Below are 24,218 nucleotides of genomic sequence, written 5' to 3'. Positions count from 1 at the left end.
AAACTTTTGAAAACATGCGGTAATTTAGATCTAAGTTTGATTGATTAAAAAAGGAGCCTATTGGCTCCTTTCTATTGCGATTTATTATTATACTATAAAATAGCTTGTCTAACACGTACTAATTTTTCCATCAGTCCTTCGAGTAGGTCAAGGTGCAACATGTTTGCGCCATCAGATTTTGCATTTGCAGGATCAGGATGGGTTTCGATAAATAGGCCATCAGCACCCACAGCAATCGCTGCTTTGGCAATGGTTTCGATCAATGCTGGCTTTCCGCCAGTTACTCCGGATGTTTGATTCGGTTGTTGAAGTGAATGTGTACAATCCATTACTGTGGGTACATTAAAGGAACGCATTTCAGGAATCCCCCTGTAGTCAACAATCAGATCCTGGTAGCCAAAGGTATTCCCACGGTCTGTCAAAAAAACTTTCTCATTGCCAGACTCCACAATCTTATCTACAGCAAACTTCATGGATCCGGCACTTAAAAATTGTCCTTTTTTTACATTAACGACTTTATTGGTTTTTGCCGCAGCGACCAATAGATCCGTTTGTCTGCATAAAAATGCCGGGATCTGAAGGACATCGACATATGCTGCTGCCATTTCTGCCTCGTGGCTTTCATGGATATCCGTTACGGTCGGAACACCGAAAGTCTTCCCGACTTTCTCCAAAATTTTCAATGCTTTTTCATCACCGATACCCATAAAAGAATCCAAACGCGAGCGGTTGGCCTTACGATACGAGCCTTTGAAAATATAAGGGATATTAAGTTTATCTGTAATAGTAACAATTTTTTCAGCAATCCGCAAAGCGATTTCCTCACCCTCAATCGCACATGGTCCTGCCATTAAAAAGAAATTCTGCGAAGTTCCATTCTTTATTTCAGGAATGTATTTGTTGATCATATAAATTATATAAAAATTTTAATTACCCAATTCAGATAAGAATTTGATACGCATCAATTGGAGATCTTCAAACGTATAATCGTCTCCTCCCAATTCTTTAAGCGCATCGTTGATCGAATCAGTTTCAGCTGTTTTAAAGTAATCGTATACTTCATCCTGACGATCCTCATCGATAATCTCATCTATAAAATAATTGATATTTATCTTCGTACCGGCATTAACGATCGTTTCGATTTCCTTTAATATTTCCTCGTAGGTAATCCCTTTTGCTGCAGCAATATCATCCAGAGCGATCTTGCGGTCAATATTTTGGATAATCGCCACTTTCAGTGCAGATTTATTTGCTGTACTTTTGATAACCAGGTCTACAGGACGGTCGATTTCATTTTCCTCCACATAGTCTTTGATCAGCGCAATAAAGGAAGCGCCAAATTTAATCGCTTTACCATTTCCTACACCTTGAATCTGTTTTAATTCGTCAATATTGACGGGATAATGTGTACACATTTCTTCCAAAGAAGGATCTTGAAAGATAACAAAAGGTGGCAGGGATTTACTCTTGGCAATCTTTTTACGCAGGTCTTTGAGCATACCCAGTAAAGTGGTATCAAGCGCTCCGGTACCATGACCGGCATCTTCTCCACTTGTACTCTCTCCGCCTTCAATAGGACGGTTTAAAACAAACTTTAACTGATATGGATTGTCCAGATAACGTCGGCCGATGTCGGTCAGTTTCAGTAAGCCATAATGATCAATATCTTTCTCAATGAAATTATCCAGTACAGCCTGTCTTACCAAAGATTTCCAATAAATGACGCCTTTGTCTTTTCCTGAACCGAACAAGCGGTGTTCGTCATGCTTATAGGAAGATACAGGTTGATTGTTCTGTCCGATCATTACATTAATGACATGATGATCATCAAATTTCTCGCCCTGCTCCTTAATAAAGCCTAATATGTCTTTTAAGGACTCTTCAGCTTCAAAATATTCTTTTTCCGAACGACAATTGTCGCACATGTTGCTACAGCCCTGTTCGTCAAAATTTTCACCGAAATAATGAAGAATCTGTTTACGGCGGCAGACCGCTGATTCGGAATAATCAATAACTTCTTTAAGTATCTGTGTACCGATCTCTCGTTCGGCCACAGGTTTATCTTTCATGAATTTCGTCAGCTTCTCCACATCTTTCTCTGAGTAGAAAGCCAAACAATAGCCATCTCCTCCATCCCGGCCTGCCCGGCCAGTCTCCTGGTAATAGCCTTCCATGGATTTCGGAATATCGTGGTGAATAACATAGCGGACATCCGGCTTGTCAATCCCCATTCCAAAAGCGATTGTAGCGACAATCACTTCTACATCTTCCATCAGAAATTTATCTTGTGTATCAGCTCTGGTCTTCGCATCAAGTCCGGCGTGATACGGCAGTGCCTTGATCCCATTCAGGTTCAATACCTCACTTATTTCCTCCACCTTTTTTCTGCTCAGGCAATAGACGATACCCGTCTTACCGGATTTTGTCTTGATAAACCGTACAATTTCTTTGACGACATCTTTTTTGGGACGTACCTCATAGTATAAATTGCTTCGATTGAATGATGATTTGAACAATACTGCATCATTCATCTGTAAGTTTTTGCGAATATCGGATTGCACTTTTGGAGTAGCAGTTGCTGTCAAGGCAATAATAGGAATATTTGCCCCTATCTCATTGATAACCTGACGTATTTTACGATATTCCGGTCTAAAGTCGTGTCCCCATTCGGAGATACAATGCGCTTCGTCCACGGCCACAAAAGATACGGTTATCTGATGCAAAAACTCGACATTATCTTGCTTTGCAAGTGACTCCGGAGCTACATACAGTAACTTGGTCTTGCCCGCAAGCACATCCTCCTTTACCCGGGTGATTTCACTCTTGTTCAGTGAGGAGTTCAAAAAATGAGCGATACTGTCTTCGCCGCCGAATGCACGAAGCTGATCAACTTGGTTTTTCATTAAAGCAATCAACGGGGAAATTACAATTGCGGTTCCCTCACTCATGAGTGCTGGCAGTTGATAACAAATTGATTTCCCTCCCCCGGTTGGCATAATAACAAACGTATCCTTCTTTTGAAGAATACTGGTTATAATAGCCTCTTGATCTCCTTTAAAAGTATCAAAACCAAAAAAATCCTGTAAATTGTCGAAAAGTGATTTTTCTATTTCCATTGCGCCTTGGGCAAAAATAAGATAGATAAATGAAGAAATAATCCTGAAAAATAATCTATTTTTGCAATCTATTCTAATACATAAAAGTAAGAGTATTTTTTGTGAAAAACAACTACGAAATAAAAAATATAGCTATTGAGGCTATTCAGGAAGAAGCGAAAGCAGTAGCTGCTCTGGCTCAATATATTGATGATGATTTTGTTACCGTGATAAATAAAATCCTCCACCTCCAAGGCCGGGTAATCGTCACAGGCATCGGAAAAAGTGCAATCATAGCACAAAAGATTGTTGCAACTTTGAATTCCACCGGAACACCGTCCATCTTTATGCATGCTGCCGACGCCATCCATGGGGATTTAGGTATTATTCAACAGCATGATTTGATCATTGCCATCTCTAAAAGCGGCAATACCCCAGAAATCAAGGTGCTGGTTCCTTTTCTGAAGCAAACGAAAAACACGCTGGTTGCTTTGGTTGGCAATACAGCATCCTACTTGGCCAAAAATGCGGATTATATCCTGAATACCACGGTGGAGAAAGAAGCCTGTCCAAACAACTTAGCGCCAACGTCAAGTACGACAGCGCAGTTGGCCATGGGTGATGCACTAGCTGTCGCGCTACAGGAATGTCGTGATTTTACGGACCAGGATTTTGCCAAGTACCACCCCGGTGGTGCCCTGGGCAAAAAGCTCTACTTAAAAGTGGCTGACTTATCTGATCAAAACGGCAAACCGAGCGTGCAATTGAATGCTAATGTCAGAGATATCATCATCACGATCACGCACTTTAGGCTCGGAGCCGTGGCTGTCTTAAAAGACACACAGATTGAGGGTATTATTACCGATGGTGATATCCGTCGCATGCTCGAGAGACACACTGATCTGACAACAATCAGTGCTGCAGATATTATGGGCAAATCGCCAAAGGTGATCGACAAAAACGAACTTGCGGCCAACGCACTGCATATTATGCGAGAGAACAACATCACGCAGCTGCTGGTATCGGATCAGGGGAACTATGATGGTGTCATTCATATACAGGACCTGCTCAAAGAAGGTATAATCTAACTGTAATAAAGTTGTTAGATGAGTAATAAATTAGCAATAAATACTACATTTGGCATATCAGTTGTACTATTTTAATCACAAAGTAATATCTTAGAAGCATGAAAAAGTATATAACAATCTTAGCAGTGATCATTTCCTTTATCGGTTTATCGTCTATGCAGGCTGGCCAAGGGGAATTTAAATTTGAAAAAGAAACACATGATTTCGGCAAAATTCCAGCCGGAACACCTGTATCATATAATTTTAAATTTTCAAATACAGGCAGTGAGCCTATTATCATTTCGAACGTAGTGCCTACCTGTGGTTGTTCGGTGGCTGAATTTACCAAAACGCCTATCAAACCGGGGGAAACAGGAACAATCAAGGTTACTTATAACGCCGCGGCGAAAGCACCTTTTACCAAAAGTTTTACGGTACAATCAAATACAAAAACACCTGTAAAGACACTTTATATTAAAGGGATTGTGGAATAAAAATCCGACAGATAAAACGAAAAAAGCCACATCCTGATGTGGCTTTTTTCGTTTTATTTTGGTTAGCTTTGCACAACTAATTTTAAAAAAACTATAATGCCAGTAATATCAGAAAAAGGGCTGAATATGCCTGCGTCACCAATCAGAAAACTGACGCCTTATGCTGATCAAGCAAAAAAAGATGGTAAAAAAATATACCATTTAAATATCGGGCAACCTGATATCCAAACACCTGAAATTATGCTTAATGCATTGAAAAATATTGATTTCAAAGTTTGGGCTTATACACCTTCTGAAGGTACGGCCTCCTACCGTAAAAAATTAGCCGAATACTATAACAAGCTAAATTACAATATTGAACCTACGGACATCTTGGTGACCAATGGTGGCTCTGAGGCAATCACGATTATCATGCAAGCATGTTTGAATGAAGGTGAAGAAGTAATTATTCCGGAACCTTTTTATGCGAATTACAACGGCTTTGCCTGCTCATCTGATATTGTGATCAAACCGATCATGTCCTATATCGAAAGTGGATTTGCATTGCCTTCCATTGCTGAATTTGAAAAAGTAATTACGGAAAAAACAAAAGCAATCTGCATCTGTAATCCCAACAACCCGACAGGTTACCTGTATTCGAGAGAGGAGCTGGAAGCTTTGCGTGAACTTTGTCTTAAATATGATCTTTATCTATTTTCGGATGAGGCCTACCGTGAATTCTGTTACGATGGCAGGGAGTTTATATCCCCTATGCACCTAGAAGGTCTTGAAAATAATGTCGTCATCTTTGACACCGTTTCTAAACGTTATTCAGCATGTGGTGCTCGTATTGGTTGTATCATTACCAAAAACAAAGCGCTTTATCAGACCGCATTAAAATTTGCGCAGGCGCGCTTAAGTCCGTCCATGGAAGGCCAAATTGCGGGAGAAGCTGCTGTAGATACACCTGATAGCTACTTTGAAGCAGTATCCAAAGAATATACAGCTAGAAGAGACACCCTAGTCAAAGGATTAAATGCAATTGAAGGCGTTTACTCCCCTAATCCCGGCGGTGCATTCTATGTGGTTGCCAAGCTCCCCATCGATAACGCGGATAAATTCTGCCAATGGATGTTGGAAGAGTTTTCTTACAATAATGAAACGGTCATGATGGCTCCAGCAACTGGTTTCTACAGTACAGAAGGCGCCGGAACAAATCAAGTTCGCTTAGCTTATGTACTGAATCAGAATGATCTAAAAAATGCATTGACCTGTCTGGAGAAAGCGTTAGAAGTATATCCCGGAAGAACAAATTAAAAAGCAAAGTTACGCTTTGCTTTCAGCCAGCCCAAAATAAGGGCTGGCTTTTTTTGCGCCACAACAAGTGATAAAGCCTATTTTTTCTAGTTTTGAAAAAAAACAAAACAAAGTTTCGAGCGGCATTGTTCTTATTACAGTATAACTAAAGATATTGCATATGGATAAATTGAAGAAATTCCAATTGATGGAAAAAATAGCAAGAGAGTTAGAAGATGTCAGAAACAGTCAACAAGCTGTTTTAGAAAAAATAGGCAAAATCGAAGTTGATAACATCGAACTTGGAGATAAGAATATTGAAAAGACAATTCCTGAGATTTATCAACGTACAGCGGATAATTCAGAGGCTATCAAAGCGCTACTGGAATCTTTTCAAGAACAGACTGCAGAGTTTGGAGAAAAAAACAATGTAGGCAAATTACTGGAGCAACAGCAAATTAATAGTATTAAATAGCTGGGCCAAAATACAAAAGATGCCGATTTTTCAATCGGCATCTTTTGTTATGTACTAATTTATACTTGTATCCTGGCTGCTTTGACTTTCAGATATTCTTCTTCGACAAAATGCAGCTGTTGTTCTGGAGTCAAATTTGAGTTATCCAGCACGATGGCATCTTCGGCTTGCCGCAAAGGACTCTCTGCACGGGTACTATCAATTCGGTCCCGATTGGCAAGATTTTCCACCACCTCTTCAAGTGTGACATCCTCCCCTTTTTCCGTTAATTCCAGGTATCTTCTGGCGGCCCTAACTTTAGGATCAGCTGTCATAAAGATCTTGAGATCGGCATCCGGAAAAACCGTGGTACCAATGTCACGACCGTCCATAATGATATTTCGGCGGCTGCCCAGCTTTTGCTGTTGCGCAACCATGGCGGTACGTACCGCTTTAATCGCACTGACCTCGCTCACCTTATCGGAAATATACATCTGACGGATCTCTTCCGAGATATCTTCATCGTTCAGGTGGATCTCCGTTTTGACAGCGTTTGGAATAAAGTCAATATGAATATCATTTAGGGCACTATCAATCGCTTGCTGATCGTCCAAAGCAATATGATGGCGTATAAAATAGAGCGTTACTGCTCGATACATCGCGCCACTGTCAATAAAGGCAAATTTTAATTTTTTAGCCAGAGCTTTCGCCAGTGTACTCTTTCCACAGGAAGAAAAACCATCTATGGCAATGATAAAATTGTGTCTTGTGCTCATTATTCGTTTCCTCCTATGATGACACCGGGTTTATTGACCAAGGGAACCTTAGTCAGGTTGCCATCGACGATGCTTTCGGGTAAAAAGATATATTTTTTATCGTAAATAATATTGTCAATATAAAAACTCAACCAATATTCATTGGTCAGGCCAAATACCTGCTCGTCGATTGCCTCGACCCGATCAAAGGATTTTGCTTCAATATTTCCGATGAAATGCCGCAAAGTGGTGGTGGTTACTTGCCGACCATCTTTTTCACCGTAACCTTTTGAGCTGATCAGCACATTCTGTATCGCTATATTTTTATCGTTAATAACGTACACTGTCCAGTTTTTTGTCTCCACGGTCTCGCCTTCCAAAACCACGGCAATCATAATATCTTTTACTATATTTTCTGGCAAATCTGCTTTCATCCTTATTTAGACTTTGTCGTTTTCTTTGCTGGAGCCTTCTTTGCTGTCGCTTTTTTAGCAACTGTTTTCTTTTCGGCAGTTTTTGCTTTAACAGCTTTACCTTTCGGTGCATCCGCTTCCGCCCACTTCAGCACATCTTCATAGCTGATTTTTTCGATTTCTGTTCCTTTCGGAATTTTCAAGTTCTGCTTTCCAAAACGGATGAACGGTCCCCAACGGCCCTGTTCGATCTGTGCATCCGGATTTTCATCAAAAACACGGATCACTTTTTCAATATCTTTCTGACGTTTCTCCTGAATAATCTGAATGCATTCCTCTTCGGTAACGTCCAAGGGATCTACGCCTTTTGGCAAAGAATAGAAAGCGGAATTATGACGGATATAAGGTCCAAATCGACCGATAGCAACTGTCATCTCTTTATCTTCAAATACACCTACTTTTTTGGGGAGTTTAAATAGCTCCATGGCATCTTCAAAGGTAATCGTTTCAATCATCTGTCCTTTGCGCAACGATGCGAATCGAGGTTTTTCCTCATCATCTGGCGAACCGATCTGAACCAGAGGCCCGAATTTTCCGATACGTACAGAAACCGGTTTTCCGGAAACTGGATCTATACCCAGTTCACGTTCATTATTGGCACGATCCGCATTTTCCAGCGTATCCTCCACTTCGGAGTGAAAAGGGCCATAGAAATCGTGTAGCATTTTTGTCCACTCGGTCAATCCATGCGCAATATCGTCAAACTCTTTCTCGACATTCGCCGTAAAGTGAAAATCTACAATACCATTGAAATGCTCCACCAAGAAATCATTCACGACAATACCGATATCAGTGGGGAACATTTTCCCTTTTTCGGCACCTGTAATTTCTGTTTTTGTAACGGCTTTCAGTTCGGCATTCTCGAGAGTCAATACCCGATAGTCGCGTGATCTTCCTTCCCGTTCTTCTTTAACAACATAACCACGATTTTGAATTGTAGAAATGGTTGGCGCATAGGTAGACGGTCTACCGATACCTAGTTCCTCTAATTTTTTCACTAATGCCGCTTCCGTATAACGTGCCGGAGGTCTTGTAAAGCGCTCCGTCGCTGACATGTTTTTCAACGTCAGCTGTAATCCAACCGTCAATGGTGGCAGGATGGCGTTATCGCTATCTTCATCCAGTGTTGTCTCCTGATCATCATCTACGGATTCCATATAAACTTTCAGAAAACCGTCAAACTTCATCACCTCTCCTGAAGCATTCAGATCTTCCGGACGTGTAGAAATAGAAATCTTAGCCAGCGTACGTTCAAATTCTGCTTCACTCATCTGAGATGCAATTGCTCTCTTCCAGATCAGTTCATATAACCTTTTTTCAGCCGAATCACCTTCAATGGTATGTTCCGAAAAATAGGTAGGACGTATAGCCTCGTGTGCCTCTTGCGCACCCGAAGTTTTTGTTTTATATTTTCTTACTTTATGGTATTGATTGCCATAAGCCGATTTAATTTCTTTTTCTGCCGCTTCAATAGCCGTATCACTCAAATTGACGGAATCTGTACGCATATAGGTAATACGTCCCGACTCATATAAACGTTGAGCAACCTGCATCGTCCTTGCGACCGAGAAGCCAAGTTTTCTACTTGCTTCCTGTTGTAAGGTTGATGTGGTAAATGGCGCAGCCGGCGAACGTTTTGACGGTTTTGTTTCCAGATGTTTAACCGCAAACAAAGCGGCTTTACAATCTTCCAAAAATCGTGTCGCTTCTGCTTCCGTCGCAAATCGTTGTGGAAGCTCGGCTTTAAAACTATCTTTAATCTTGCCCGTATGGAAAAACGCAACAATCTTAAAAGCCGCCTCCGGTTCAAACTTGTTAATCTCACGTTCGCGGTCTACAATTAATCGAACTGCAACAGATTGTACACGACCTGCTGATAAAGAAGGTTTCACCTTTTTCCATAAAACCGGGGACAGTTCAAAACCCACCAATCTATCTAAAACTCGTCTCGCCTGTTGTGCGTTGACAAGATTATAATCTATTTTACGGGGATTGTCGATGGCTTTCAATATCGCCGGTTTGGTGATCTCATGAAACACAATACGTTTTGTACTTTCGTCTTTCAATCCCAATGTCTCAAATAAATGCCAGGAAATAGCTTCTCCCTCGCGGTCCTCATCGGATGCAAGCCAAACAGTTTCCGCTGCCTTAGCTAATTTCTTCAGCTCACTCACGACTGCTTTTTTATCAGAGGGAACTTCATACTTCTGTTCAAAATTCTTCTCTGTATTAATCGCATCATCGGTTTTCACCAAATCACGGATATGCCCATAACTCGACTTTACCAAAAAATCGCTTCCTAAATATCCTTCTATCGTTTTTGCTTTCGCCGGAGACTCAACTATCAATAAATTTTTCGCCATCTAATTTGAGATTTGTGCAAATAAAGGGAATTCTAAAAGGAATGACAATAATTTCTTGCAAAAAAGACAAAAAAAATAGATTTCCTCCTTATATATATGTGTATTGTATTATTTTCAGTCACGCTACAATCGTCCTCTAAGCGTCTTACTGCTTCTAAAAAATGATATTAACAGAACTTCAAAACTTCGTTTTTTTTCATTTCAACAATTTCGACAATTCATTTTAGTTTATTCTCTTTCGAAAACACTTTCGAAAGAGAGGAAATCAACGATTCAAAATTGTCAAAAATAAAATAGGTTATGTATATTCGCCTATTCAAAACGGGATAATTTACCCTTATTTTGTTTTAAATATAATAATAAATGAAAATATTTTTTCTTAGAATAGCCTTTTTGGGCCTATTATTACCGTTTGCATCTTGTTCAGTTAGGAAAGATTCGGCAAAAACAGAAAACAGCTTTCCTAAACTTAGTTTGGAAGCCCACCGTGGAGGGCGAGGTCTGTACCCCGAGGAGTCCATTGCCGCAATGAAAAATGCCATTGACTTACCGCAAGTGACGACGCTGGAAATGGACTGCCACATCACCAAAGACCGTAAAGTTGTTGTTTTTCACGACGACTATCTCAATCCAAAATTTGTCCTAAAGCCGGATGGCAGTGAGCTCGCAGAGAAGGACAAATCCTTGAAAATTTTTGCAATAAACTATAAAGATCTCCTTAAGTATGATATCGGTTCGAAGTTTTACAAAGAATTTCCTGAACAAAAAAAACAGGTGACGCGCATTGCAAAACTCGCTGACCTCATTGATAGTACAGAAGCCTATGCCCTTCAAAAGAGTAAGGCCCCCTTGTTTTATAACATCGAAGTAAAAAGTAGCGAGAATAAGGATGGTATCTATCACCCTAGAGTGGAAGAATTTGTTGATTTAGTGGTACAGGTGATTACTGAGAAAAAGATTGCTGCCCGCACTGTTATTCAGTCCTTTGATATTCGAGCAGTCAAGTATCTAAACAAAGCTTACCCCCAAATAAAAGTATCGTATCTGATTGATGCCAATTATGCAAAAAATGCAACGGAGACAATCGCAGCGTTAGGCTTTACGCCTTTCATCATCAGCCCCCAGTATAAGTTGGTAAACCGCGACTTTGTCAAGCAATACCACAAAGCAAATGTTAAAGTTATTCCATGGACGGTAAATACAAAAGCGGAGATAGAACAACTAAAAGTACTGAAGGTGGACGGAATAATCAGTGATTATCCGAATCTGTTTTAAAATCCTGATATTTTAATAGCATAACAAATCGCCGTATGTAATAGAAGACGGCGATTTAATTATACATAGACCAAAATTAAGCTGGTGCAATGCCAATGACTACTTTATTTTGGTTTTATTTTTAAGAGCCTTATCGATATACTCCCTACCCTTTTGAACTAAAAATTCGGCACGGTGGTAATCCCACAAATTACAGATATTATAAGGAATATCAACAACGACATCCGGACGGTAGAGATCAATAATCATACGGCTCATTTTTCGGCGCATGACATAATAGGATGCCTGAAGAATATCCAGGGAATTTGAGGTCTTTGTGTCCAGCTTTTTGATAACGGAATATTGTTTATCGGGCTTCGATTCCAGATTGACCGCGATAATTAAATTCTCTTTTTTTGTGACATGGTTAATCGGCAAAGGGTTGAGCACTCCGCCATCCACATAGACATGGGTATCATCCTCGACCGCAGTAAATACAGCTGGTATGGCTATGGAGGCCCGGATCGCATCATACATGCTCCCAAAATCCAGGACAACTTCTTCCTCATAGTTTAGGTCTGTCGCGACAGCCTTGAATAAAATAGGAAAAGTTTCAATATTTGCATCGGGAATCACCGATTTCAACGCATTGAAAACTTTGATCCCTTTCATCATCCCTAGTCCCTTCCAACTGAAGTCCATCATATTGAAAACCGATTTCTTTGTGAGATTATGCATCCAGTCTTCCAGTACATCCATCTTTCCCTGGGCATAGATCCCCCCCACCAGCGCACCGATAGAGCAACCGACGATCTCATCTATCTCGAAACCCATTTCCTCCAATTTACGGATAACACCGATATGCACCAATCCTCTTGCTCCGCCACCGCCCAGGACGAGTGTTACCTTTCGGTTCAAAAAATCTTTCTCTGACATATGCTTAAACCTGCATTATAATGATGTTGACATTGACCCAACAATGTAATCCGATAATCATCGTTATAATATGTATTTTTGATTACAATATACGGAGTAAATTAAGAATTATGAAAATAGAAATTTGGTCGGACATCATTTGTCCATTTTGTTATATTGGTTTGACAAAGCTGGAGCTGGCACTACAGGAAGCTGCGCCTGAGGTTCAGACAGAGATGATTTGGAAATCCTATCAGCTCAACCCTGAGTTTCCGGAAGATGCCGCAGGCATGCCAACATACGATTATCTTGTCCGGACAAAGGGAATGAGCATGGACGATATCGTGGCAATGACAGGGCAGCTCAGTGCGCAGGGGAAAGAACTGGGGATTGCGTTAAACTTCGATCAAGCAATCGTTGTAAATACCAAAAAGGCACATCGCCTTCTCCATTTTGCACAGGCACATGGCAAGGGAACAACATTAAAAAAAGCATTATTTAAAGCACATTTTACCGATGGTCTGGATGTCAACGATAACCCTACCCTTATTGAGCTGGCCGGACTTGCGGGCCTGCCCGAGCAGGGTGTCCGGGAACTTCTGGCCTCCGACAATTATGCTTACGATGTTAGTCAGGACATTCAAGAAGGAGTCAACCTTGGTCTCCGCGGCGTACCTTTCTTTGTGTTTGACCGTAAATACGCGATTCCCGGCGCACAACCCATGGAGGTTTTTCACAATACGATTCAAGAATGTTTGGCTAACCAAGTCACCCCGCTGCAACAAAGAGGCGAAGATGGACCTTCCTGTGATCCTGAAACCGGAAAATGTGAGTAAAGAAAGAAAAAAGTTTTAGTTTAATTTACTATTTTCGCAAGCTTATAACGACAAACAAATTTGGTATAAATGCAGTTAACCAAACTAGAAATAAAGGGATTTAAAAGTTTCGGAGACAAAATCACGATCAACTTTAACGATGGTGTGACCGCTATTGTTGGACCAAACGGATGTGGAAAGTCCAATGTAGTGGACGCAATACGCTGGGTACTTGGTGAACAAAGTACAAAGATGCTACGTTCTGATAAAATGGAGAATATTATTTTTAACGGAACGAAAAATAGAAAACCAGCCAATCTTGCCGAAGTTTCCTTAACCTTCAATAACAATAATAATATCCTCCCAACGGAATTCTCGACCGTCACTGTCACCCGTAAATTATTCCGCAATGGCGATAGCGAATACCGTTTGAATGACGTAAAATGCCGTTTAAAAGATATTACGGATTTATTTTTGGACACGGGAGTTGGTGCGGATAGCTATTCCATCATCGAATTGAAAATGATTGATGAAATCATCAACAACAAGGACAATTCGCGTAGAAATCTTTTTGAGGAAGCCTCCGGAATCTCAAAATATAAAGTGCGTAAAAAACAGACACTAACAAAATTGAGAGATACAGAAGCTGATCTCAGCCGCGTGGACGATCTACTCTATGAAATCACAAAAAATCTCAAATCGTTAGAAAATCAAGCAAAAAAAGCAGAGAAATATACCCTGCTCAAGCAAGAATACCGTCAAAGCAGCATTGATCTCGCTTATTATAGAATTGCTGATTTTTCGACAGAGCTTGACCGGCTTCAAACACAGGAGTCTAAAGTTCAGAAAGACGCCGCAAATTCTCAGGAATTGATCCTGAACGCAGAAACGCAATTGCAGTCGTTGCGTCAGGTAAATTTGGAACAGGAGAAAAACCTTTCCGTACAGCAAAAGGCAACACAGGAATTTGTGAACAAAATCCGTGGCTATGAATCGGAAAAAAAGATAAAAAATGAGAAAGTAAAAAATCTTCAGGACAAAGAAAACAGATTAAATCTAGACATCAATAGCGACAAACAACAACTTAATCACGTTCTCTATACGATTAAAAGGTTAAACGAGGAGTTGTTTGATGAACAGAATAAACTTGATTCATTAAAAGACAACCTGGAGTCCAATAAATCTGAAGTGGAAGCTTTACGCGGCCAGCAGCAGTCTGCCAAAGGTAAATTGGATATCTTCAACAAAAGTAACGCTGAACTTCAATCCAAAATTTATAAACTGGAGAAAGACCTAGCTGTTTTTAATATTCAAAAAGAAGCCCTTCTTCAGGAAGCTGTGCGCAACAGCGCGGATACCGAAGCAAAGGAAACCGAGCTAGTACAATTTGACAATGCTGCAGCTGAATTGGAAGGCCGTGTTGAGGCCCAACAAGCACATTATGAATCGGCCAATGCACTTGAAGAAGAGTTACAGGCGCAAATTCTTCAATGCCAGACAAATCTGGAAGAGTTTAAAGCACAGCTTGCGAAAGACCTCAGGTTAGTTGATGCCAAACAAAATGAATATAACCTGACAAAATCACTTATTGACAACTTGGAAGGTTTCCCGGATTCCATCCGATTTTTAAAGAAAAATGCAGGCTGGAAAAAGCAACCGCCACTGTTCTCGGATGTACTCTTCTGTCAGGAAGATTATCGCGTTGCAATTGAAAATTACCTGGAACCGATCATGAACCATTATGTTGTCGAAACACAACAAGATGCTGTTCAAGCAATCCAGCTACTGAGCGATGCCGCAAAAGGTCGAGCTCATTTCTTCGTATTGGAAGCAATTGATACCGCGGTTACTTCGTCCATTCCTCCAAATAATAATCTCATGTCTGCACTGGATGTGATCACGGTGGATGAAAAATATAAAGCCCTCTGTACCCTACTTCTTCAGCATGTCTATATATTAAAGCAGGAAGGTGAAAAGGAACTGGAACAAGCGCTACCTGAAACAGGTCGAGTGATTCTACAAAAGAATGGTCGCTATGCCAAACATCATTTGGGACTTTCGGGTGGATCTGTCGGATTATTTGAAGGAAAGCGCATCGGCAGAGCGAAAAACCTCGAGGTTCTTGCCCAGGAAATTAAAACGCTCAACCAAGAGATTGCAAAACTTGAAGACAAGATAACAGCCGAAACAGCGCGTGTGGAGGCTTTACGCAGCAACTCACAAAAAGAACGCATTGATGAACTCCGTTTTCAACTCAATAGACTTAACAATGAGCTGATCACGGTAAAAACGAAACAGGAGCAATACCAGTCTTTCATCAGCAACTCGCAGCTACGTAAAAGAGATATCCAGGAAAAAATTGCAGGTATCGAAACTGATCTTACCCTTGCCGAACCTCAGCTGCAGGAATTGCGTATACAAAAAGATCAGAGTGTGGCGGAGCTATCGGAATTACAGGATCAGTTCCATGAAATTTCGGAGATTTTGAATGAAAAATCCATCGCCTATAATCAGGAAAACATTAGTTATCATCAACAACTAAATAAAGTCTCCAACATCAGCAAGGATCTTGAATTCAGGGAGACTCAAAAAGATGATCATGAAATCCGTATTGAGCGAAATAGTGCTGAACTTGTTGAAGTACAGGAAGCGTTGCGAACGACAATTCCTTTTGAGGACGAAGAAGATGCGGACCTTATAGCGATGTATGAGCAAAAGATTGCATTGGAAGATGGTCTAAAGGAGCTGGAAGAAAGGTACTACGCAGACAAACAACAGATCAATAATCTGGAGGATTCGCTCACACAACAACGTCGTTCCAAAGAACAGAGTGATTTTCTTGTCAGTGAAATTAAGGACAAGAAAACGGCCTTACAAATAGACCTCAATGCGCTTAAAGAACGCCTGTCTGTAGAATTTAATATCGAACTTAAAGATCTGATTGAGCGCGAAGAGGTACCAGAAATTGCGGAAGATCAATCTACGTTAGCGACAAAATGCAGTAAACTCAAAAAGCAGCTCGATGAATTTGGAACGATTAATTTAATGGCGAAAGAAGCCTTTGATGAGATGAATGAGCGCTATGATTTTATCAATAAGGAAAAAGCAGATCTGATCGAAGCCAAAGGCTCTTTAATGGCCACAATTAAAGAAATCGACGATACCGCTAAAGTGCAATTTATGTTCACCTTCAATGCTGTAAGGGACAATTTCATTAAAGTGTTCCGTTCATTATTTAACGAGGAGGACAGCTGTGACCTCGTCCTGACTGATCCAAGCAATCCATTAGATTCGGATATAGATATCATTGCTCAGCCAAAAGGAAAACGTCCGTTATCAATCAATCAGCTTTCGGGAGGTGAGAAAACCTTGACTTCAACAGCATTGTTATTTTCACTCTATCTTTCAAAACCAGCACCTTTCTGTATTTTCGATGAGGTAGATGCGCCTTTGGATGATACCAATATTGACAAATTCAATAATATCATTCGTGATTTCTCCAAAAACTCTCAGTTTATTGTTGTATCACACAACAAGAAAACGATCGCAAGCACCGACATTATCTATGGTGTGACCATGGTAGAACAAGGAGTCTCACGTGTTGTTGCTGTAGATTTAAGGGAAGTGGCTTAAAAAATATAGACTTAAAAATAAAAAAGCCTTACATAATCGTAGGGCTTTTTTATGCTTATAGAATTCCGACCCTTGAAAACAACACTTATTTTTTGGCCATAGATGAAAATAAAAAGCCCAGAGTGGGGAACTCTGAGCTTTCGTTAGCCATATATTAACCTATTTTATGAAAAGTATTTGCAATTAAAACGACACTTGTTTCAATTAATTATATAATTACTATTCCTTTAACATTTTTTAACATTTAAACAATATCAAGTGCAATCACTAGTATCTTTCAGCTATAGGTTCAAACCATGGCTATAGGAAAGTATTTCGCATATGAATTGCAAACAGTTTTGAATGTATAAAAAAAGCCCGAAGTTGAGAACTCCGAGCTTACCTAACCAATTATTAACCTAAATTTATGAAAAGTCCAATTACTACTAAAAGCATCCTTTTGCATTGCTTTACCTAATAACGCTCGCCTTTCCGTCAATATTACATTGGCTGGTCGGATTTATTCGAATTTTGACATTTTTTAACAATTCAATAACTAACTTTAGATGAATAAACTTGATAAAACCAATATATTATGGCAGAATATGATTTAAAAGAGCTTCAAAAAATCCGTCAAAACAAAGATGTTCTTGACTATTTAGAGCAGCATAAAATTTTGGAAATCAAAAAATTTAACGATGTCTGTGACTATGAACAAGAGCTCTATGATCTACAGGTTACCCTGCTCAAATTACAATATGATATTATTGAAAAAGGGAAACGTGTTGTCATTATATTTGAAGGAAGGGATGCCGCTGGAAAGGGTGGTACAATTGGTCGGGTGACCGAACATTTAAATCCAAAAAAGGTACGTGTTGTAGCATTACCGAAACCAACCCCCGAAGAAAATGGACAGTGGTACTTTCAACGGTATATCAAACATTTGCCCAATGCAGGAGAAATGGTAATCTTCGATCGAAGTTACTATAATCGCGCTGTGGTAGAACCGGTATTTGAATTCTGTACCAAAGAACAGCACGAATTATTCATGAAACAGGCCCCGGAATTTGAAAAGCAATTGATTGACGATGGAATTATCCTGATCAAACTGTTTTTGAGCATCAGTAAGGAAGAACAGGCTGAACGGCTGAAAGAAAGACAAGAAGACTTTCTAAAACGTTGGAAAATTGGAGTATTAGATCAGCAGGCTCAAGAAAAATGGGATATTTACACCGGTTATATTGAAAACCTATTTAAAACAACAGGCACAAAAAAATCACCTTGGTTTGAAATCGACAATGACAATAAAAAGAAAGCCCGTCTGGCCTCCTTTCGGATACTTATCAACGTAATTGTCGGCAATGAACAGGAAAAGCTGGATTCTTTTGTCAAAAAACATGATTAGCAAATCTTTGTAAAAAATACTTCCAGAAAGAGAGCCCCTTTCTGGAAGTATTTTCTTGTGAAATTCGCTATACTTTTATACGAGCACTGTCGCAGGAATTTTAGGTCCGGCCATCTGTACCGAAGCAGGCATTTCGTTGTCAAATTTTTCGAAGTTTTGAATAAACAGTTTTGCTAAACGTCTGGCTTGCATATCATAAGCTTCATTATTATTCCATAATCCTCTAGCGTCCAGAATCTGTTCAGGAACAAATTCGCCACAACTTGTTGGATAGTCCAATCCGAAGATCTCGTGTTTGTTAAATCGGGACTCTAACAGCGATCCATCCATTGCCGCACGGATCAAAGCACGGGTATAGTTCAATTTAATTCGACGTCCGATACCGTATGGTCCGGCAATCCAACCTGTATTAACCAACCATACTTTAATGTTGGGGTTTTGCTCCAATTTAGCGCGCAGTAAAGAGGCATACCTAGCGGGATGTAAAGGTAGGAATGCCTGGCCGAAGCAGGTAGAGAAGGCAGCAGTAGGTTCTTTTACTCCTACTTCAGTACCGGCTACTTTTGCTGTATAACCACTGACAAAATGATAGACAGCCTGATCTACTGTTAACAACGAAATCGGCGGCAATACGCCGAAGGCATCCGCCGTCAGGAAGAAAATATTTTCAGGAGCATTCCCGACCCCGGACATTTCAGCGTTTTCCATAAAGTCTATCGGATAGGAAACCCGTGTATTCTCCGTTTTACTAATATCATCGTAATCCGGTTTATCACATTCGTCCAGGACCACATTTTCAAGCAATGACCCAAAACGGATCGCATGATAAATCTCCGGTTCCTTTTCTGCTGTGAGTCCAACACATTTGGCATAGCAACCACCTTCAAAGTTAAAAATCCCCTTCTCACTCCAACCGTGTTCATCATCACCGATCAACTTCCTATTTTTATCTGCTGATAGCGTTGTCTTTCCGGTTCCGGAAAGACCGAAAAATAACGCTGTTTTGCCATCCTTGGAGGTATTTGCCGAACAGTGCATGGATAATACATTATGCTCAAATGGCAAAATAAAGTTTAGAATCGAAAAAATACTTTTCTTGATTTCACCGGTATAGCCTGTACCCGCGATCAGCACTATTTTTCTTGTAAAATCGATTGCTACAAAATTTTCGTTGCGAATACCATAATTCTTTGGATCGGCAATAAGCAATGTTGGTGCAGCTAATATGGACCATTGCGGTTGATTGTCGATATCGACCTCCGGTCTCAAAAATAGGTTATTTGCAAAAATACTTTGGTAGGCAGTTTCTGTAATCACACGAATGGATAACTGATAAGCTGGGTCCGCCCCTGCGGCACAATCCCGCACATAAATTGTCTTGTTGCTCAAGTGTGCTGCAACCTTCGAATATAAAGCATCAAAATTAGCCGGAGTCATGGGCTGATTGATTTCCCCCCACCATACTGTATCCTTGGTCAGGGAATCCTCCACCAAAAAACGATCTTTGGGGGATCTTCCAGTAAATTTTCCCGTATCAGCAGCCAATGCGCCAGTATCAGATAGTCTTCCTTCTTGATTCGCTAGCGCATGCTCGACCAACTCTGAAACAGGTAATTGATAAAATACATTTCCTGTATAATCAATTTTCAAATATTTCAAATCAGGCGCGTTTCCAATGTTACCCTTTTTCATATTTTTTGTTTGTTTTAAAATGTGCCCAAAGTTAAAGGCAAATTTCGCTAAAAACAAAACCTAATTATCTAAAAATCAGGCTTATTGTATAAAAAACACAAAAGCAAACAGTTCATTACCAAACACTTATATAGATAAAAAAAATTAAAATTTTTAGCATATTTTTTTAGCACAATATCTTCCTGTACCGTCCTTATGATTTAGATTTTTCGTAAATTGTTCCAAGCTTTACAAATATTAATAAAATGAAATTACACGCGATAGAAACAGGCTTCTTTAAATTGGATGGCGGTGCGATGTTTGGAGTGGTTCCAAAAAGCATTTGGAACAAAACAAATCCAGCCGACTCCAACAATATGTGCACATGGGGCAACCGTTTACTCCTGATTGAAGAAAGTAATAGATTAATGTTGGTAGACACTGGCCTCGGCGACAAACAAACTGAAAAATTTTTCAGTTATTACTATTTACACGGTGATGCCACACTGGACAAATCGCTCACAAGTCTAGGTTTTGAAAGAAATGACATCACGGACGTCATCCTGACACATTTACATTTTGACCATTGCGGTGGTGCGATCGTTCGTGAAGGTGAAAAACTATCTCCTGCATTTAAAAATGCAAATTTTTGGAGCAATGGTGATCATTGGGCTTGGGCAACAGCTCCGAATCCGAGGGAAAAAGCATCCTTTCTGAAAGAGAACATTCTTCCTATTCAAGAAAGCGGCCAGTTAAAATTTGTTGAAGATATTGAAAATCCTTTTGGCAAAGATATCAGCATTCGGTATGCCAATGGCCATACCGAAGCGATGATGTTGCCGCAGATTCAATATAAGGGAAAAACGGTACTCTATATGGCAGATCTATTGCCTTCTGTTGGTCATATTCCCATTCCCTATGTCATGGGCTACGATGTGAGACCGTTGGTTACCATGGAAGAACGCAATACATACTGGAATGAAATCGTAGACAATGAATATATTCTTTTCTTTGAACATGATCCGATTAACGAATGCTGTACCTTACAACATACAGAGAAAGGGATTCGGGTCAAAGATATCTTTAAATTAAGTGATATTTAGGAAGACTTCGTTGCGCTCATGAAATGATCTTGTTCCCCGACGGAAATATCATAAGAAAGGGGCTGTTGTTGACAGCCCCTTTCTTATGATATTATAAATTGAAATCGTTAGAATCTAAAGCCCAGGGCCCAATAGTTTTCAAAAAACCAGATCTGCTGTGTGGCTTTGTCGACGCCTCTTCTACCTGTTGTGCGGATATTGTACAGATCTGTCCAACCCGTTTTAAAGTTTCCTTGCAAGTAAAGTCCTTTATAAAAACGGTAGTGTAAGCCTACTTTTGCCGAAGCACCGTATCCAGCTATATTCCAGAAGTGATTGGCGCCCTCGCCAAAAAGGCGAACATCAGATCGTGGTATCAAAAGCCCAACATCTATACCAGACTCCATGGTGAGCACCTGTTGACCTTTGCGGTTGTTGATGATATCATCGTATCGCTCTAACCCTACCGAAGCAAAATTGTAGCCGTCTGTATGTTCAAAAGTTAGCATCGCAGAATCCACCGTAATCATTTCGCCGTTGTATTGTCCAGCCCGGTTTCCCGTCGGTATACTGGGATTGGAGATTTCATCGCCAATATATCCTGTGATCTTAACCTGCTGTGGGATATCCATTACATATTTCATGTGATCCCAACCTAAAGAGATGGAATAGTTATCTTTGATATAATAGCCAAAGTGCAGATTAAATTGTGGAATAGTCAAACGGCTGGGATCAAAGTAGGTTGATCCAAATTTGGTCGGGCGATCTCCTGCTTTTACATCATGGAGAATGAAGTCATAGTTTGGACCTGTAAAATGTATATCAGATTTTGCATACGAAGAAAAGTTATATCCCCAAAAGAAGAAAAACTTCCCTTTATTACTTTCTGTCCTTAAATTCTTTGGCTTAAAGATGCTTTTTCCTATCTCGGGATTTTCCTGTGCAAATAAACTCGAAACACTTAATGCAAGTGCTCCAATCGTCAAAAATATTTTTCTCATATCAGCGCTAAAAACGTTGGGCAAAAGTACCCCCATTCTATTTTATAACCAAATAAATCATGTGGAAATTAGGAAAATATGACGAAGATCACAGAAATGTTTTTATGTAGAGCTTGCATAAAAAAAGCTGCTTTCGTTGGAAAGCAGCTTTTAAGCTAAAATTTTATGGAATCAATTTATTTCGCTTGATTTTTACGAATAATATTCAAAGCACCACCTGCTTTAAACCATTCGATCTGTTGTGCATTATAGGTATGGTTTGCCAAAATTTCTTCTTGTGTTCCATCTGCATGGTGTAAGACAAGAGTTAATGGTTTTCCGGGAGCAAATTCAGTCAAGCCGAGGATATCAATCGTATCATTTTCTTGAATTTTGTTATAGTCATCCTTGTCAGCGAAGGTTAACCCTAACATACCCTGTTTTTTCAGGTTTGTCTCGTGAATACGAGCAAAAGATTTAACCAATACTGCACGGACGCCTAAATGACGAGGTTCCATGGCAGCATGTTCACGGGAAGACCCTTCACCATAGTTCTCATCCCCTACTACAATTGATCCAATACCGTTTGCTTTATAGTCACGTTGTGTTGCCGGAACAGGACCGTACTCTCCTGTCAACTGGTTCTTCACATTATCGGTTTTTTCATTGAAGAAGTTTACCGCACCGATCAGCATATTATTTGAGATATTATCCAAGTGACCACGGTATTTCAGCCAAGGACCAGCCATAGAAATATGATCTGTCGTACATTTACCTTTAGCCTTGATCAACAACTTCAAACCTTTTAAATCTGTACCTTCCCAAGCGGCAAACGGCTCCAGCAATTGAAGACGATCTGATGTTGGCGCAACGTCAACGACAACTGCACTACCATCCGCCGCTGGGGCCTGATAACCTGGATCATCTACAGCAAATCCTTTTGTTGGTAACTCATCACCCACAGGTGGATCCAACTTCACTTGCTCGCCTTTATTATTTGTTAGGGTATCTGTAACCGGATTAAAGCCCAAATCACCGGAAATTGCTATCGCAGCAACAAGTTCTGGCGAGGCAACGAATGCATACGTATTTGGATTACCATCCGCACGTTTCGCAAAGTTACGGTTGAATGAATGAACAATTGTGTTTTTCTCTTGCTTATCCGCCCCCACACGATCCCACATACCGATACATGGACCACAAGCATTGGTGAATATCGTTGCGTTAAGATCTTCAAATGTCTTTAACAAACCATCACGATCTGCCGTAAAACGAACCTGCTCAGAGCCTGGATTGATACCGAATTCAGCTTTGGTGATCAGCCCTTTATCCACCGCTTGTTTCGCAATGGAAGCAGCACGCGATAAATCCTCATAAGAAGAGTTTGTACAAGATCCGATCAATCCCCATTCCACTTTCAATGGCCAGCCATTCTTATCGGCCTCCTCACGCATACGTGATACCGGCGTATATAAATCTGGCGTGAATGGACCATTCAATGAAGGTTCCAGTTCCGAAAGATTGATTTCGATCAATTGATCAAAATATTGCTCAGGATTAGCATAGACTTCAGCATCAGCTGTCAAATGTTGTTTGATGGCATTGGCAGCATCAGCAACTTCAGCACGACCTGTCGCACGAAGGTAACGCTCCATGGACTCATCGTAACCGAATGTTGAGGTTGTAGCACCAATTTCAGCGCCCATATTACAGATTGTTCCTTTACCTGTACAAGATAGAGACTCTGCACCTTCGCCGAAATACTCCACGATAGCACCAGTTCCCCCTTTTACAGTCAAGATACCGGCAACTTTTAGAATAACATCTTTTGCTGCTGCCCAGCCACTTAATTTACCGGTTAATTTAACACCGATCAATTTAGGGAATTTTAGTTCCCAAGGCAAGCCTGCCATCACATCACAGGCATCAGCACCACCTACACCGATGGCTACCATACCCAGACCGCCAGCATTCACGGTATGTGAATCGGTACCAATCATCATGCCACCCGGAAATGCATAATTTTCCAATACAACCTGGTGGATAATACCAGCACCGGGTTTCCAGAAACCGATACCATATTTATTTGAAACAGAGCTCAAGAAGTTAAATACTTCTGAACTTTCGTTTTTAGCACGGGCTAAATCTTTATCTGCCCCTTCTTTGGCCTGGATCAAGTGATCACAATGAACCGTAGAAGGAACTGCTACCTTAGGACGTCCGGCCTGCATAAATTGCAATAAAGCCATTTGTGCAGTTGCATCTTGCATCGCGACACGATCAGGAGCAAAATCAACGTAAGAAACGCCGCGTTTGTAATCTTCTGTCGCATTACCATCCCAAAGGTGGGCATATAAAATTTTCTCAGATAAAGTCAAAGGTTTGTTCACCACCTGACGAGCCGCAGCAATGCGTTCGTCATAACGGCTATATACCTTTTTTATCATATCTACATCAAAAGCCATATCTCTCTTATTTATGTTATTTAATTAAGTTACTGAAACCCTG

General features: G+C 40.4%; 18 protein-coding genes. 9 read left to right on the top strand and 9 right to left on the bottom strand.

Annotated elements, in window-relative coordinates; all coding sequences use genetic code 11:
• Positions 1-92 precede the first annotated feature (92 nt).
• Both kdsA and recQ read right to left on the bottom strand, forming a co-directional pair.
• The gene (kdsA, locus tag G6053_RS12245; RefSeq protein WP_046672855.1) at positions 93-908 is read right to left on the bottom strand and encodes a 3-deoxy-8-phosphooctulonate synthase; all 816 of its coding nucleotides are present in this window, start codon (positions 906-908) and stop codon (positions 93-95) included.
• An 18-nt stretch (positions 909-926) separates the two neighbouring features.
• Positions 927-3,116: a DNA helicase RecQ gene (recQ, locus tag G6053_RS12240; RefSeq protein ID WP_108631948.1), complete on the bottom strand. Its 2,190-nt coding sequence runs from the start codon at positions 3,114-3,116 to the stop codon at positions 927-929.
• Positions 3,117-3,217: 101 nt separating this feature from the next.
• On the opposite strand from recQ, the gene G6053_RS12235 reads away from it, so the two are divergent.
• The 4 genes from G6053_RS12235 (at position 3,218) to G6053_RS12220 (ending at position 6,406) form a co-directional block, all read left to right on the top strand.
• Positions 3,218-4,183 carry a KpsF/GutQ family sugar-phosphate isomerase gene (locus G6053_RS12235; RefSeq protein ID WP_108631949.1) on the top strand — a complete coding sequence of 322 codons (966 nt, stop codon included), beginning with the start codon at positions 3,218-3,220 and terminating at the stop codon, positions 4,181-4,183.
• 98 nt (positions 4,184-4,281) lie between these two features.
• Positions 4,282-4,656 (top strand): DUF1573 domain-containing protein, encoded by a 375-nt coding sequence (locus G6053_RS12230; RefSeq protein ID WP_104382153.1) that lies wholly within the window; start codon positions 4,282-4,284, stop codon positions 4,654-4,656.
• 96 nt (positions 4,657-4,752) lie between these two features.
• Entirely contained in the window at positions 4,753-5,952 is a 1,200-nt protein-coding gene (locus G6053_RS12225) for a pyridoxal phosphate-dependent aminotransferase (RefSeq protein ID WP_108631950.1), read from the top strand.
• A gap of 160 nt (positions 5,953-6,112) precedes the next feature.
• The gene (locus G6053_RS12220) at positions 6,113-6,406 is read left to right on the top strand and encodes a hypothetical protein (protein ID WP_108631951.1); all 294 of its coding nucleotides are present in this window, start codon (positions 6,113-6,115) and stop codon (positions 6,404-6,406) included.
• 59 nt (positions 6,407-6,465) lie between these two features.
• On the opposite strand, the gene cmk is transcribed toward G6053_RS12220, so the two are convergent.
• Genes cmk through topA form a run of 3 tightly spaced genes read right to left on the bottom strand, consistent with a single transcriptional unit; the run spans position 6,466 to position 9,976 of the window.
• Positions 6,466-7,161: a (d)CMP kinase gene (gene cmk, locus G6053_RS12215; RefSeq protein ID WP_108631952.1), complete on the bottom strand. Its 696-nt coding sequence runs from the start codon at positions 7,159-7,161 to the stop codon at positions 6,466-6,468.
• The gene (locus G6053_RS12210; protein ID WP_104382157.1) at positions 7,161-7,574 is read right to left on the bottom strand and encodes a hypothetical protein; all 414 of its coding nucleotides are present in this window, start codon (positions 7,572-7,574) and stop codon (positions 7,161-7,163) included. Before G6053_RS12210 ends, cmk begins: the two co-directional genes overlap by 1 nt.
• Positions 7,575-7,576: 2 nt before the next feature.
• On the bottom strand, positions 7,577-9,976 hold the full coding sequence (topA, locus tag G6053_RS12205) for a type I DNA topoisomerase (RefSeq protein WP_108631953.1): 2,400 nt from the start codon (positions 9,974-9,976) through the stop codon (positions 7,577-7,579).
• Positions 9,977-10,339: 363 nt separating this feature from the next.
• On the opposite strand from topA, the gene G6053_RS12200 reads away from it, so the two are divergent.
• Positions 10,340-11,251, top strand: a complete 912-nt coding sequence (locus G6053_RS12200; protein WP_108631954.1) for a glycerophosphodiester phosphodiesterase family protein — start codon at positions 10,340-10,342, stop codon at positions 11,249-11,251.
• A 99-nt stretch (positions 11,252-11,350) separates the two neighbouring features.
• Here G6053_RS12200 and G6053_RS12195 read toward each other — a convergent pair whose 3' ends face one another.
• The gene (locus G6053_RS12195) at positions 11,351-12,166 is read right to left on the bottom strand and encodes a patatin-like phospholipase family protein (RefSeq protein ID WP_108631955.1); all 816 of its coding nucleotides are present in this window, start codon (positions 12,164-12,166) and stop codon (positions 11,351-11,353) included.
• Positions 12,167-12,276: 110 nt separating this feature from the next.
• Here G6053_RS12195 and G6053_RS12190 point away from each other — a divergent pair, with 110 nt between their 5' ends.
• The 3 genes from G6053_RS12190 (at position 12,277) to ppk2 (ending at position 17,977) form a co-directional block, all read left to right on the top strand.
• Positions 12,277-12,981, top strand: coding sequence for a DsbA family oxidoreductase (locus G6053_RS12190; RefSeq protein WP_165306610.1), 705 nt, complete (start codon positions 12,277-12,279; stop codon positions 12,979-12,981).
• 69 nt (positions 12,982-13,050) lie between these two features.
• Positions 13,051-16,593 (top strand): chromosome segregation protein SMC, encoded by a 3,543-nt coding sequence (gene smc / locus G6053_RS12185; RefSeq protein ID WP_108631957.1) that lies wholly within the window; start codon positions 13,051-13,053, stop codon positions 16,591-16,593.
• Between the two features lie 574 nt (positions 16,594-17,167).
• On the top strand, positions 17,168-17,977 hold the full coding sequence (gene ppk2, locus G6053_RS12180; protein WP_108631958.1) for a polyphosphate kinase 2: 810 nt from the start codon (positions 17,168-17,170) through the stop codon (positions 17,975-17,977).
• Positions 17,978-18,052: 75 nt separating this feature from the next.
• On the opposite strand, the gene pckA is transcribed toward ppk2, so the two are convergent.
• Entirely contained in the window at positions 18,053-19,669 is a 1,617-nt protein-coding gene (gene pckA, locus G6053_RS12175) for a phosphoenolpyruvate carboxykinase (ATP) (RefSeq protein ID WP_108632893.1), read from the bottom strand.
• A 245-nt stretch (positions 19,670-19,914) separates the two neighbouring features.
• Between pckA and G6053_RS12170 the strand changes: the two genes are divergently transcribed.
• Positions 19,915-20,751 carry an MBL fold metallo-hydrolase gene (locus G6053_RS12170; protein ID WP_108631959.1) on the top strand — a complete coding sequence of 279 codons (837 nt, stop codon included), beginning with the start codon at positions 19,915-19,917 and terminating at the stop codon, positions 20,749-20,751.
• A gap of 107 nt (positions 20,752-20,858) precedes the next feature.
• Here the strand turns inward: G6053_RS12170 and G6053_RS12165 are convergent, their stop codons facing one another.
• Both G6053_RS12165 and G6053_RS12160 read right to left on the bottom strand, forming a co-directional pair.
• Complete coding sequence (locus tag G6053_RS12165) at positions 20,859-21,731, bottom strand: hypothetical protein (protein WP_108632894.1); 873 nt, start codon at positions 21,729-21,731, stop codon at positions 20,859-20,861.
• A 176-nt stretch (positions 21,732-21,907) separates the two neighbouring features.
• Complete coding sequence (locus tag G6053_RS12160; RefSeq protein ID WP_108631960.1) at positions 21,908-24,175, bottom strand: aconitate hydratase; 2,268 nt, start codon at positions 24,173-24,175, stop codon at positions 21,908-21,910.
• Positions 24,176-24,218: the final 43 nt, after the last annotated feature.

It is taken from the genome of Sphingobacterium sp. DR205 (genome assembly GCF_011064245.1).
GTDB lineage: Bacteria > Bacteroidota > Bacteroidia > Sphingobacteriales > Sphingobacteriaceae > Sphingobacterium > Sphingobacterium athyrii.
Note: the sequence above shows the minus strand (reverse complement) of the source record. Positions and strands in the feature narration are given on the sequence as shown.

Bases quoted from the DNA above. Each gene is read 5' to 3' on its own strand.
- kdsA (WP_046672855.1), bottom strand. From the start codon at position 908: ATGATCAACAAATACATTCCTGAAATAAAGAATGGAACTTCGCAGAAT.
- recQ (WP_108631948.1), bottom strand. From the start codon at position 3,116: ATGGAAATAGAAAAATCACTTTTCGACAATTTACAGGATTTTTTTGGT.
- G6053_RS12225 (WP_108631950.1), top strand. From the start codon at position 4,753: ATGCCAGTAATATCAGAAAAAGGGCTGAATATGCCTGCGTCACCAATC.
- cmk (WP_108631952.1), bottom strand. From the start codon at position 7,161: ATGAGCACAAGACACAATTTTATCATTGCCATAGATGGTTTTTCTTCC.
- G6053_RS12210 (WP_104382157.1), bottom strand. From the start codon at position 7,574: ATGAAAGCAGATTTGCCAGAAAATATAGTAAAAGATATTATGATTGCC.
- G6053_RS12160 (WP_108631960.1), bottom strand. From the start codon at position 24,175: ATGGCTTTTGATGTAGATATGATAAAAAAGGTATATAGCCGTTATGAC.
- ppk2 (WP_108631958.1), top strand. From the start codon at position 17,168: ATGGCAGAATATGATTTAAAAGAGCTTCAAAAAATCCGTCAAAACAAA.
- G6053_RS12200 (WP_108631954.1), top strand. From the start codon at position 10,340: ATGAAAATATTTTTTCTTAGAATAGCCTTTTTGGGCCTATTATTACCG.
- G6053_RS12230 (WP_104382153.1), top strand. From the start codon at position 4,282: ATGAAAAAGTATATAACAATCTTAGCAGTGATCATTTCCTTTATCGGT.
- G6053_RS12165 (WP_108632894.1), bottom strand. From the start codon at position 21,731: ATGAGAAAAATATTTTTGACGATTGGAGCACTTGCATTAAGTGTTTCG.
- G6053_RS12220 (WP_108631951.1), top strand. From the start codon at position 6,113: ATGGATAAATTGAAGAAATTCCAATTGATGGAAAAAATAGCAAGAGAG.
- G6053_RS12195 (WP_108631955.1), bottom strand. From the start codon at position 12,166: ATGTCAGAGAAAGATTTTTTGAACCGAAAGGTAACACTCGTCCTGGGC.
- G6053_RS12190 (WP_165306610.1), top strand. From the start codon at position 12,277: ATGAAAATAGAAATTTGGTCGGACATCATTTGTCCATTTTGTTATATT.
- smc (WP_108631957.1), top strand. From the start codon at position 13,051: ATGCAGTTAACCAAACTAGAAATAAAGGGATTTAAAAGTTTCGGAGAC.
- G6053_RS12170 (WP_108631959.1), top strand. From the start codon at position 19,915: ATGAAATTACACGCGATAGAAACAGGCTTCTTTAAATTGGATGGCGGT.
- topA (WP_108631953.1), bottom strand. From the start codon at position 9,976: ATGGCGAAAAATTTATTGATAGTTGAGTCTCCGGCGAAAGCAAAAACG.
- pckA (WP_108632893.1), bottom strand. From the start codon at position 19,669: ATGAAAAAGGGTAACATTGGAAACGCGCCTGATTTGAAATATTTGAAA.